The sequence below is a fragment of the Streptomyces sp. NPDC050388 genome (assembly GCF_040655635.1).
Taxonomy (GTDB): domain Bacteria; phylum Actinomycetota; class Actinomycetes; order Streptomycetales; family Streptomycetaceae; genus Streptomyces.
This window is the reverse complement of the sequence record NZ_JBFAKH010000054.1, coordinates 26,514-38,701: the sequence shown is the minus strand read 5'-3', so window position 1 is coordinate 38,701 and position 12,188 is coordinate 26,514. Positions and strand designations below refer to the sequence as shown.

Sequence of the window (12,188 nt, the reverse complement as noted above, 5' to 3'; positions counted from 1 at the left end):
TGACCGCAGGAGAAGTATGAATTGCATGCATCTTACGGCATGTAAAACATTCACTTGCTGGATGTGAAGATCACCATTTCACTGGGGGCATGGCCACTCCACCCACCTCCGGTATCGACCTCTTCGCGGACGAGGTCGTGCTCGATCCCTACCCCGCTTACGCCGAACTGCGGGAACAGGGCCCTGTCGTCCACCTTCGGAAGAACGATGTCTACGCGCTGACACGGTACGACGTCATCCGTGACGCACTCGCGGACTGGGAGTCGTTCTCCTCGACCTCGATCGCCTTCAACCCGATGGCCAACGAGGCCCTCACCGGCACCTCGCTCGCGTCCGACCCGCCGGTGCACACCCAGCTGCGCGCCACGCTCACCGAGAACCTCTCCCCGCGGGCACTGCGTGGTCTCAAGGGCGGGATCGAGAGGAAGGCGGACGCTCTCGTCGCCGAGCTCGTCGCGACGGGTTCCTTCGAGGCGATCGACGCCCTCGCCCGTGCCTTCCCGCTGGAGGTCGTCGCGGACCTGATCGGCTTCACGGGCCACGTGCGCGACAACATGCTGCGCTGGGGACAGGCCGCCATGCAGGTCCTCGGCCCGATGAACCAGCGCACGGCCGAGAACTTCCCCATCGCCGGCGAGCTCTACGGATGGTGCTCCGAGGTCAAGGCCGGCGACCTGGTCGAGGGCTCCGTGGGCCGCGGCATCTTCGAGGCCGAGGCGCGCGGCGCCATTCCGCCGGACACGGCCGGCCACATCATCCACCAGTACCTTGGCGCCGGTGTCGACACCACCATCGCGGCGATCGGCAACATCGTCGCCCTCTTCGCCGAGCACCCCGACCAGCTCGCCCTGGTCCGCGCGAACCCGTCGCTGATACCGGCGGCGTTCAACGAGGTGCTGCGCTTCTGGCCTCCCATCAACGCCTGGGGTCGGCGTGCCACCAAGGACGTCGAGATCGACGGGACCGTCATCCCCGCGGGCGCGCAGATCGCCGTCCTGCTCGGCGCCGGCAACCGCGACCCCCGGCACTACGAGAACCCGGACGCCTTCCTCGTCGAGCGCAACCCGGTCGACCACCTGGCGTTCGGCTACGGACCGCACGGCTGCGCGGGCCAGGGACTCGCCCGCCTGGAGGCCCACGCGGTGATCGACGCGCTGTCCCGGCGCGTCGAGCGCCTCGTCGTCGGACCCGAGGTCCGCGTTCCCAGTAACACCACCCGGAGCATCGAGGAGCTCCCCGTCCTGGAGGTGATCCCCGCATGAAGATCGTTCTCGACCGCCCCCGCTGCGAGGGCCACGGACTGTGCGAGGAGGCCGCCCCGCAGCTCATGCACCTCGACGACGAGGGCGAGCTCGTGCTCGACCGCGAGGAGGTCGACGGGGCCGACGTCGCCCTGGCGAACGCCGCCGCCCGGGTGTGCCCGGTCGCCGCGCTGAGGGTCATATGAGCACCGGCACCCTGAACCGCGTCGTCGTCGTCGGCAACGGGATCGCCGGACTCACCGCGGCCGACACGCTCCGTGAGGCCGGCTTCGACGGCGAGCTGACCATCGTCGGCGACGAACCGCGCCCGGCGTACAGCCGTCCGGCCCTGTCGAAGGCGCTTCTGCTCGACAGTGACGACGTGTCGTCGCACGAGCTTCCACCGGCCGGTCACGGAGCGACCGAACTGCTCGGTGTGCGCGCGACCGGACTCGACCTCGACCGTCGGCGCGTCACGCTCGACGACGGTACGGAGCTGCCGTACGACCGCGTCGTCCTGGCCACCGGCTCCCGGGCACGGCGGCTGTCCGACCTGCCCGAAGAGCTCACTCTGCGCGGACTCGACGACGCACTGTCCCTGCGCGAGCGGCTGGCGGGCAAGCCGTCGGTCGTCGTGGTCGGCGGCGGCCCGCTCGGAATGGAGATCGCCTCCGGGTGCCTGGCCGCCGGCTGCCGGGTCACCGTCGTCTCCCAGGGCGTGCCCCTCATCCTCCAGCTCGGCCCCTACCTCGCCGACGTCTTCGTCAAGACCGCGCTGGACCGGGGGCTCACCGTCGTCGAGACCGCGGCGGCACGGCTCGAACAGCAAGGCGGAAGCATTCGGGTCGTCCTCGACGAGGGCGCGGTCCTCGACGCGGAGTTGATCATCACCGCCGCCGGCGACGTGCCCAACACGGAGTGGCTCGCGGACTCGGGCCTCGCTGCGAAGGGCGCCGTCCCGGTCGACGAGCGCGGACTCGTCCGCCCCGACGTCGCGGCCGTCGGTGACCTCGCGGCCTTCCCCACTCAGCACGGCCTGCGTCGCGTCCCCCTGTGGAGCAGCGCGATCGAGCAGGCGAAGGTCGCTGCCACGGCGCTCGTCCGCGGCGACGAGTCGCCGCCGCTCCGGTTCCAGCCGTACTTCTGGACCGAGCAGTTCGGACTGAGCCTGAAGGCGGTGGGCCACCTTCCGGTGGAGGGGGAACCGACGTACGTCGACGGGCGGCCGGGGGGCGGGCCGGCGTTGATGCGCTGGCCGCACGAGGACGGCACCGGTGACGTCGTGGCGCTCGACTACCGGATCCCGATTCCGCGGCTGCGCCGTATGACCCGGGCAGCCGCGTAAGGTCGACACATGGGCGAAGAGGGCACCACGGGTTCGGGGCTGGACCGACTGGCATCGGTCAACCTCAACCTGTTGGTGCCCCTCCTCGCGCTCCTCGAGGAGCGTTCGGTGACCAGGGCCGCGGAGCGGGTCGGTCTGTCACAGCCGGCGATGAGTCACGCCCTCACGAGAATGCGACGGCTGCTGGGTGACGACCTCGTCGTCCGGCAAGGCACGGGCCTCACGCTGACCCCGCGCGCGCTGGAGCTGATCGCGCCACTGCGCAGTGCCCTGGAGCAGACGGCGCACATCGTGAACTTCCCCTGCTTCGATCCCGCCACGGACCGGCGCGTCATCACGATCGCCATGACGACCAGCACGGCGTTCGTCGTCGGTCCCCGACTGGCGCGGCTCATTGCCGAGCGGGCGCCCCACGCCACGTTGCGTCTGCGGACGATCACGGTGCCGACGGAGGCCACCTTCACCGACAAGGGCGTCGACGTCGTGCTGCTCTCCGAGGGGCACTTCTCGCCGTACCCGCGCGAGCGGCTGTACGACGACCGCTGTGTGGTGGTGGCCTCACCGGACACGCCACCGGAAGCGAGCGCGCTCGACCTCCTGACCACTCAGCCGCACGTCGTCGTCGACACCGACCGGCGCGTCTTCCCGTATTCGGTGCTCGACGAGAAGGGCATCACCTACCGCGTCGGCCAGTTGAGCTCCGACTTCCTGTTGGTGCCCTTCCTGGTGGCGCGCGCAGGCGGCGTCGCCCTCCTCCGGTACCGGGTCGCCGCAGCCATGCAGGCGCTCGCCGAGCTGCGGATCGAGGAGTTCCCGTTCCCGCTTCCCGGGCTCGGGATGGACATGGTCTGGAACCCCCGACTGGCCGATCAGTACTTCATGGAATGGCTCCGGGCGCTGCTGTTCGACGTCGCGACCAACCTCTGACGCCGACAACGCTCTCCTTCACGTCCTCTGCATCCGTCATACCTGCCGTATCCGCGACATCCGCGACGGCGAGGCCGGCGACCCCTCGGGCGGCCTTGACGTGCGGCGCCGGGCGGGGAGTCCCGGTTTGTCCGTCCTGTTCCCCGCGCATCGTTTTACGTGTCGTTCATTTCATTGACGCTATGTAAACCGAATCGATACTGTGCCAGCAGCCACAGGGTGCTGTGCACCCCACCTGAACACGTGAGGGCAGGCATGAGCGTCAAGAGCAACACCGTCAACACCGTTCTGGGCCCGGTGCCGACCGAGCAACTGGGCGTCGTCGCGGTCCACGAGGCCCTGCTCTCCGTGGTCCCGGGTGCCGAGCACGCGTACGACATCACCATCGACCGCGCCGAGATCTTCGAGACCCTCGCCGCGAAGCTGAAGGACTTCCGTGCCCACGGCGGCGGCACGATCGTCGACAGCACCGGCATGTTCCACGGCCGGGACGTCCGGCTGTACGAGGCCCTCTCCCGCACGACCGGCGTGCACATCGTCGCCTCGACGGGGCAGGGCCCGGAGGAACTGCTCGGCGGTTACTTCCTCACGCCGCAGACCAACCCGCCGACGCCGTGGCCGGCCGAGAAGTTCGCCGACCTCTTCGCCAAGGAGGTCACCGAGGGCATGGTGGTCCCCCGCGTGGAGCGCCGCGGCGCCGCCGGCCTGGTGGCCACCACCGCGACCCCCGAGGGCATGACCGCGACCGACGAGAGCCTGTTCCGCGGCGCGGCCCGGGCCGCCCTGAGCACCGGCGTCGCGGTCTCCGTCCGCTACGGGAACGACGCCGTCCACGACCTCGACGTCGTCCTGGACGAGAAGCTGCCGGCCGACCGCGTCGTCGTCGGCGGACTCGACCGCGAGGACGCCGTCGCCACCGGCGCCCCCCTCGAGATCGCCCGCCGCGGCGCCCACGTCGCGCTCGACCACGTCGGTACGGAGGACGAGGCCCACATCACCGACGCCGAGCGCGCCGACCTGGTCGCCGACCTGGTACGGGCCGGCTTCGGCGACCGGGTCCTGCTCTCGAGCAACGCGACCGGCGTGGCGAAGGGCCACCCCGGCAACGACCTCCCGTACAGCTACGTCCTGACCACCTTCGTCCCGCTCCTGGAGGCACGGGGTCTCAGCGACGAGGACACGCAGCGGATCCTCGTGGAGAACCCGCGCGACCTGCTGTCGACGCGCTGAGCGCGCCGGCACGAACGACCATCGAGTTTCTTCAGCAAAGGTGAGTGTTGTGTCGAGAGTGAACACCGTCCTGGGGCCGATCCCGGCCGAGGAACTGGGTCTCGTGGCCATCCACGAGCACATTGGCTACGGCATGCCCGGCTCCGAGCTGGACACGAAGTGGTGGAAGACCCCCGAGCAGCGGTACGAGGAGACCGTCCCGAAGCTGCGCAGGTTCCACGAGCTGGGCGGCGGCACCTTCGTCGACGCGACCGGGATCTGCAACGGCCGCGACGTCGACTACTACAAGTCGCTGTCCGCGAAGACCGGCGTCCACATCGTCGCCTGCACCGGCTTCGTCGGCGGTGACACCGCCCTGCCGCACTTCGCCCGGGCCGACGTGGACTACCTGACCCGCCAGTTCGTCCACGAGATCACCGTCGGTATCGGCGACACCGGCAGCCTCGCCGGTGTCATCAAGGTCGGGGTGAGCCGTGGCGGCCGCATGACGGACCTGGACAAGCGCATCTACCGGGCCGCGGCCCGCGCCTCGCTCACCACGGGCGTGCCGATCCTGACCCACCTCGCGATCGACGCCGAGAACGCGATCGCGATCTTCAACGAAGAGGGCCTTCCCCTGGACCGCGTCCTGTTCGGGCACGTCGACGACGGCGTGAACGCCGACAAGACGCGCGACGTCTGGATCGCGGAGCAGGGCGGACGCATCGGCTTCGACACCTTCGGCTACGAGACAGAGCTGCCGGACCCGCCGTTCTGGGCCCGCCCCCGCCAGGAGCGGCTGGACCACTTCCTCCGGTTCATCGGCGACGGCCGGCTGCACCAGGTCCTCGCCTCCGCCGACGCCAACTGCAGCCCCCTGGGCTGGCCGGGCGTGAAGGGCCACACCGTCAACTACATCTTCGAGGACCTCATCCCGGACCTCCGCGCCGCCGGTCTCGACGAGGCCGCGATCAAGACGATCTTCGTCGACAACCCGGCCGACTTCCTCACCCTCCGGAAGTCCTCCTGATCCTCCAGAGCTTTTCTGACCCTCCAGAATCAGAGAGAACCACCATGCAGACCTCAGAACTGAAGAACCTGAAGATCGCCATCGTCGGAGCGGGCTACGGCGGCGCGGCGGCGGCCAAGGCCCTCAGCCTGCTCGGTGCCGACGTCGACGTCTACGAGCAGGCGACCCAGATCCGGGAGGTCGGCGCCGGCATCGGTCTGCGGCCCTCCACCATGAACCGTTTCCGCGCGTGGGGGATCTTCGACGCGATCGCGAAGGTGAGCTCGCCGAGCGAGTACTTCGAGATCCTCACGGCCACCGGTGACCCGATCATGAAAGAGGCGTGGCCGGCCTCCGGCGAGCAGACCCACACCCACCTGATCCACCGCGGTGACTTCATCGAAGCCCTCCTGGGCGTGCTGCCCGAGGGCATGGTGCACCTCGGGCACAAGCTGGAGAGCATCCAGGACAACGGCGACCGCTCCGTCCTCACCTTCGCGAACGGCAGGACCGTCGAGGCCGACCTGGTCGTCGGCGCCGACGGCATCAAGTCGGTGGTGCGCCACCAGCTGTTCAGCGACAAGGGCCCGGTGTTCTCGGGCGAGCACGCCTACCGCGCCGTCATCTCCGTCGACGACGCCCACGGGATGGTCACCGACGACAACCTGCGGATGTACATCGGCAGGGGCACGAAGATCTACCTGCTGCCGCTGCGCCACCGCGGCCAGGTGTCGTTCGACATCACCGCCCTGTGCCCGGACAGCACCTGGAACCCGCAGAACACGAAGGAGGACATGCTGGCGACGGTGGAGGGCTTCGACGAGCGCCTCGTCAGCATCACGCGTGACCTCGACATGGAGACCGTGAACATCCGAGCGGTCTACGACATCGACCCGGTCGACACGTGGCACTCGGACTCCGTCGTCCTGGTGGGTGACGCCGCCCACTCGATGCTGCACCACCAGGGCCAGGGCGCGAACTCCGCCATCGAGGACGCCGGCGCGCTCGCCGACGCCCTGCGGGACGCGGACTCCCTGAAGGAGGCGCTGGCCCAGTACCAGGCCACCCGCAAGCCGGAGACCGACAAGCTGCAGGCCATCTCGCGTCAGGGGTGGAGCGCCGAAGAGATCGACGACGTCTTCCCCGGCCAGAAGCCCGCGGCCGCCGCCCCGAAGGAGTGACACCATGCCCCTGCATCCTGAGATCGCCAAGTTCCTCGCCGGTCTGCCGACCCCGCCCGAGGGCCCGCTCGACCCGGTCGCCATGCGCGCCGGGGACGAGGCGCACGTCGCTCCGCTCGAGGAGCGCCTGCCGCTCCACGCGGTCGAGGACGTGACCGCGCGGACGGCGTCGGGCGAGGTACCGGTGCGGATCTACACGCCGACCGAGGCCGACCGCCACGGCGTGCTGGTCTACTTCCACGGCGGCGCGTTCTTCCTCGGCAGCCTGGAGACGCACGACCACGTCGCACGCTCGCTGGCGAAGGAGACCGGGCTCAAGGTCGTCTCCGTCGGCTTCCGCCTGGCGCCCGAGGCCGCCTTCCCCGCCGGTCTCGACGACTGCTACGCGGTCGTGCGGTGGGTCGCCGAGGAGGGTGAGAGCCTGGCCTGGGACGGCACGACGCTCGCCGTCGCCGGCGACAGCTCCGGCGGCAACTTCGTCGCCGCGGTCGCGGCCAGGGCACACGACGACGGCTTCGACCGGATCACGCACCAGATCCTCTACTACCCCTCGCTGGACCTGGACTTCGACGTCGACCGCTATGCCTCGCTGCGGGAGAACGCCGTGGGCTACGGCCTGGAGACGGCGGGGCTGAAGCCCTTCAACGCCTTCTACATCGACGGCGGCGCCGATCCCGCGGACCCGCTCGTCTCGCCCATCAAGCGGGCGGACCTCACCGGGCTGCCGCCGGCCCTCGTGGTCACCGCGGAGTACGACCCGATGCGCGACGAGGGCGAGCTCTACGGCCGGCGGCTGCGGGAGGCCGGCGTGGAGGCGACGGTGAGCCGGTACGAGGGAGCGGGTCACGGATTCGTCCAGCACTTCTCCTGGATCCCGGAGTACCACAGGGTCTTCGCCGAGACGCGCGACTTCCTCGGCCGGCGCTGACCGGCCGACCGCGTACGAGCACAGAAAGAGGGCCATGACGCACGCAGCCACCGTCCATCCCCTGGTTTCCCCGTGGGGCCGGTTCGGTCTCTACAGCTTCTTCATCGACGCACCCGAGCCGGCCGTCGTCGACACCGGGATCGCCTCCTCACCCGCCGAAGGGATGGTTCCCGCGCTCGAGGCGATCGGGCGCCGCATCGAGGACGTGCGCTGGATCCTGCTGACCCACGGTCACATCGACCACGTCGGCGGGGCGCACGCCCTGTGGGAGCTCACCGGGCGGCGCGCACAGGTGGTGATCCACGAGGCCGACGCCCCGATGCTCCGCTCGCGGCGGGCCCACGTGGAGGAGTACCTCGCGGGACGGGGCCGGTACCTGGGCGACCCGGAGGGAGAAGCGAAGGTGACGGCCGCCGCGCAGGCCGTCATCTCCGGCGAGATGGAGCCCACCCTGCTCCTCAAGGGCGGCGAGACCCTCTCGCTGGGCGGCGGCGTCACCGTCTCGGCGCACTCGATCCCGGGCCACACGCCCGGATCGGTCGCCTACGTCGTCGACGGACAGCGCTCGGTGTTCGTCGGTGACTCCGTGCAGGTCCACGGGGCCGCCAACGGCTTCCCGGGCTACACGGACCCGGTCGCCTACCGCACCAGTCTCGAGTACCTGCGGGACGAGATCCGTCCGCAGCGGCTGTACCTCGGGCACCCCTACCGCCGCGCCGACGGCACGCCGTACGGCGTCGAGCTCGACGCCGTACAGGCCCGGGAGGCCATCGACCAGAGCCTCGCCGTCGAGGGCCGGGTCGCCGATGCCGCCTGCGACTGCCTGCGGGCCGGCCCGGAGGAGACGGATTCGCCGTACTCCCCGTTCGCCCGCGCCGCCGAGGAGCTCGGCTACACCGGCGACCCCACGCTCGAGCCGTCGCCGTTCTTCACGTCGATGCACGGCTACCGCACGCAGCACAACCAGAACTCGTAGTACAGGAGCTTCGCACTCATGACTGACTTCCAGACGATCCAGGCGGGCGGGCAGGAGATCGCCGTCCGCAAGGATCTCCGGATCCCGATGCGCGACGGTGCCGTGCTGGCGGCCGACACCTACAGCGGCGTCGAGGACAAGCCGCGTCCGGCACTCGTGGCGCTCAGCCCGTACGGCAAGGAGCTGCAGGCCCTCGCCCTCACCACGCCGCCGCAGCGGCGCCCCAGCCCGATGTGGGACGGCTGCATCGAGGCCGGTGACATCGCGCGCGTCGTCCAGGAGGACTACGTCCACGTCATCGGCGACCTGCGCGGCTCCGGCGCCTCCGAGGGCGAGCACATCGGCAACTACAACGCCGGTGGCGTCCCGCTCGGCCAGGACGCGTACGACTTCATCGAGTGGGTCGCCCGGCAGCCGTGGTGCGACGGAAACGTCGGCATGATCGGCATCTCCTACTTCGGCTCGATGCAGGTGCTGGCGGCGGCCGAGCGGCCGCCGAGCCTCAAGGCGATCTTCGTCAGCGGCGGCCACTACGACTTCTACGAGACCACCTACCACGGTGGCGTCATGTGGTTCATGCCGCGCGCCGCCCGCGAGGGGCGCGGCGGCGACTCCGGCTGGGCCTTCACCGACGGCGTCAAGTCCCGCATGCTGGAGACCTTCTCCCCCGAGGAGATCAAGGAGCGCGTCGCCGAGCGACTGAAGGACCCGGACGTGGCCGCCTGGCCGAACCTGGTCCACGTGCTGAACTACCCGAAGAACCACGAGGCCTGGTTCGACATCGTGATGAACGAGGTCGACGGCGAGTGGTACGAGGAACGCAACCCGGTCACCCTCGCACCGAACATCGACATCCCCGTCTGGCTCCAGATCGACCAGGGCCGCGGCTGGACGATGGACGGCACCATCGAGGTCTTCAACCGCCTCAAGGGCCCCAAGAAGCTGGACATCGGACCCTACCCGCCCATGCAGTCGCGCCCCTTCATCGAAGAGCACGACAAGATGTTCCGCTGGTACGACTACTGGATCAAGGGCATCGACAACGGCGTCATGGACGAGCCCGCCGTCACCGTCCACGTCGAGGGCTCGCGCGAGTACGTCACCGGTGCGCAGTGGCCGCCGAAGGAGGTGGAGCGCAAGGCGCTCTACCTCCGCCCGCGCCGCAAGCTCTCCTTCGAGCCCGAGCCGATGGGCGCCGAGTACGCCGCCCCCGACGGCTTCTACCAGGCGCCGCTGACGGTGACCGACAAGGTGGAGATGCTCAGCTGGAGCACCGAGCCGTTCACCGAGCCCACCGAGCTGATCGGTCAGGGCGCGGCGCACCTCTTCGCGGAGATCGACCAGCCCGACACGAACTTCATCCTGCGCATGTGGGACGAGGCCCCCAGCGGCAAGCGCCAGCTCATCACGACCGCCTACCTCAAGGCATCGCACCGCGAACTCGACGAGGAGCGCACCACGGAGGGCGACCCCTACCACCCGCACACGCGGGCGGTGCCGGTCGAGCCGGGGAAGATCGAGGAGTACGTGCTGCGCGTCTACCCGTTCGCGGCGACGTTCCTGCCCGGCCACAAGCTGGTCGTGGAGCTCTCCAACGCCGAGCCGCTGGCCGACGAGCACAACGCCCTGCTGCCGCCGGACGCCTTCCACCTGCCGGTGGGCCGTCCCGTCACCCACAAGATCTACCGTGACGCCGCGCACCCCTCCCGGCTCGTGCTGCCGTTCACGACGGTCACGGGGGCAGACGCGCGCTGACCCCGCCCGCGCGGACGGCGCGTACCACCGATCTGCTCCCGGCACGGCCCGCGCCGCCGTCGGCCGCGCCGGGAGCAGAGGTCCCTCACGGGAACGGCGGGCGGTTTCAGTGGGCTTCCACGACCTCCTGGAACGACTGCATGCAGGGAAAGCAGTGGCGGTCCGTCGCGTGGCGCCGACGGGACTCCTCCTCCTTCTCCACCCCGCACAACGTGGCCCTCTTGTCCGTGGTCAGGACATGCCACACAGGCTCCCCCGAAGTGTCTGCACCGCACCACATCTCGTGCATTCCCAGCTCCCTCCGGGTAGGCAGGCCGCTTCCATCCGAGCACGGCGCGGGCCGGACCGACTCCCGGAGAGAGCCATGTGGGTGAAGCGCGGGCAAGTGCGCTCGGGCTCCCGCACGGCGGTCACCGCCGTCCGGTGGGCCGCCGGCGGAGGGGGCTGGCGGGCCTGGGGGAGCGGCGCGACGAGGCGGCGGAACGAGACCGGTGAGATTGCCGGTCCGGGCCGGCCCCCTCCGCGCCGACAGTGGCAACCGTCAGCCCCAGAGGCGGCGCCCACGGTCGGAGCACGGTCACTCCCACGTCGTACCCCGTGCACCGGCCACCGGGCGGCTCGCCGCGACAGAGAGGACCACTCGTCGTGCAGCAGCACCCCCACACCAGCACCTCGGCCGTGACCACGCACCCGGGCCGCACCCGGCGTGGCAGAACCGGACGGTTCGCCGGACTGGCCGCGGCCGTCGCCGCCGTCGTCGGCCTCACCACCCTCACCGGTCCCGGCGCCCACGCCGCGGCCAACCCCTACGAGCGCGGTCCGGCGCCGACCGAATCCAGCATCGAGGCACTGCGCGGCCCGTACTCCGTCTCCGACGTCTCCGTCTCCTCGCTCTCCGTGAGGGGCTTCGGCGGAGGCACCATCTACTATCCGAACAGCACCGCCGACGGAACGTTCGGCGCGATCGCCATCTCGCCCGGCTACACCGCCTACCAGTCCTCCATCGCCTGGCTGGGCCCGCGCCTGGCCTCACAGGGCTTCGTGGTGTTCACCATCGACACGAACACCACGCTCGACCAGCCCGCCTCCCGCGGTGACCAACTGCTGGCCGCGCTGGACTACCTGACCCAAAGCAGTGCGGTCCGCAGCCGCATCGACAGCAGCCGCCTCGGCGTCATGGGCCACTCGATGGGCGGCGGCGGCACCCTCGAAGCCGCGAAGGACCGCCCCTCGCTCGAGGCGGCGATCCCGTTGACGCCCTGGAACCTCGACAAGACCTGGCCCGAGGTCCGCACCCCGACCCTGATCTTCGGGGCCGACGGCGACACGATCGCCCCGGTCTCCACCCACGCCAAGCCCCTCTACACGGGTCTGCCGTCCTCCCTCGACCGGGCCTACCTGGAACTGAACAACGCCACCCACTTCACGCCCAACTCGAACAACACCACGATCGCGAAGTACAGCATCTCGTGGCTGAAGCGGTTCATCGACAACGACACCCGCTACGAGCGGTTCCTGTGCCCGCTGCCGCAGCGGAGCCTGACGATCGAGGAGGCACGGGGCAACTGCCCGCACACGTCCTGAGGTTCCGCCGGACCTCGACCCGGTGGCGGCCCG

Annotated in this window: 11 protein-coding genes; all 11 read left to right on the top strand. The window is 70.2% G+C overall.

What is annotated here, in order from left to right:
- Nucleotides 1–89: 89 nt before the first annotated feature.
- The 11 genes from AB0I73_RS27190 to AB0I73_RS27140 all read left to right on the top strand — a co-directional run bounded on the left by AB0I73_RS27190 (nt 90) and on the right by AB0I73_RS27140 (nt 12,155).
- On the top strand, nt 90–1,262 hold the full coding sequence (locus AB0I73_RS27190; protein ID WP_363041557.1) for a cytochrome P450: 1,173 nt from the start codon (nt 90–92) through the stop codon (nt 1,260–1,262).
- Complete coding sequence (locus AB0I73_RS27185) at nt 1,259–1,447, top strand: ferredoxin (RefSeq protein WP_363041555.1); 189 nt, start codon at nt 1,259–1,261, stop codon at nt 1,445–1,447. Before AB0I73_RS27190 ends, AB0I73_RS27185 begins: the two co-directional genes overlap by 4 nt.
- Nucleotides 1,444–2,586 (top strand): FAD-dependent oxidoreductase, encoded by a 1,143-nt coding sequence (locus AB0I73_RS27180; RefSeq protein WP_363041553.1) that lies wholly within the window; start codon nt 1,444–1,446, stop codon nt 2,584–2,586. Before AB0I73_RS27185 ends, AB0I73_RS27180 begins: the two co-directional genes overlap by 4 nt.
- A 9-nt stretch (nt 2,587–2,595) precedes the next feature.
- A complete protein-coding gene (locus AB0I73_RS27175; protein ID WP_363041551.1) occupies nt 2,596–3,513 on the top strand; it encodes a LysR family transcriptional regulator in 918 nt (305 codons plus the stop codon).
- Between the two features lie 255 nt (nt 3,514–3,768).
- Nucleotides 3,769–4,743 (top strand): phosphotriesterase, encoded by a 975-nt coding sequence (locus tag AB0I73_RS27170; protein ID WP_363041549.1) that lies wholly within the window; start codon nt 3,769–3,771, stop codon nt 4,741–4,743.
- 49 nt (nt 4,744–4,792) lie between these two features.
- The gene (locus tag AB0I73_RS27165) at nt 4,793–5,752 is read left to right on the top strand and encodes a phosphotriesterase (protein ID WP_202276936.1); all 960 of its coding nucleotides are present in this window, start codon (nt 4,793–4,795) and stop codon (nt 5,750–5,752) included.
- A gap of 44 nt (nt 5,753–5,796) precedes the next feature.
- Nucleotides 5,797–6,912, top strand: a complete 1,116-nt coding sequence (locus AB0I73_RS27160; RefSeq protein WP_363041547.1) for an FAD-dependent monooxygenase — start codon at nt 5,797–5,799, stop codon at nt 6,910–6,912.
- Nucleotides 6,913–6,916: 4 nt separating this feature from the next.
- A complete protein-coding gene (locus tag AB0I73_RS27155; RefSeq protein ID WP_363041545.1) occupies nt 6,917–7,840 on the top strand; it encodes an alpha/beta hydrolase in 924 nt (307 codons plus the stop codon).
- A gap of 34 nt (nt 7,841–7,874) precedes the next feature.
- Nucleotides 7,875–8,816 carry an MBL fold metallo-hydrolase gene (locus AB0I73_RS27150; protein WP_363041543.1) on the top strand — a complete coding sequence of 314 codons (942 nt, stop codon included), beginning with the start codon at nt 7,875–7,877 and terminating at the stop codon, nt 8,814–8,816.
- Between the two features lie 18 nt (nt 8,817–8,834).
- Nucleotides 8,835–10,571 carry a CocE/NonD family hydrolase gene (locus tag AB0I73_RS27145; RefSeq protein ID WP_363041541.1) on the top strand — a complete coding sequence of 579 codons (1,737 nt, stop codon included), beginning with the start codon at nt 8,835–8,837 and terminating at the stop codon, nt 10,569–10,571.
- Between the two features lie 678 nt (nt 10,572–11,249).
- Nucleotides 11,250–12,155, top strand: a complete 906-nt coding sequence (locus tag AB0I73_RS27140) for an alpha/beta hydrolase (protein WP_363041576.1) — start codon at nt 11,250–11,252, stop codon at nt 12,153–12,155.
- The last annotated feature ends 33 nt before the right edge of the window (nt 12,156–12,188 follow it).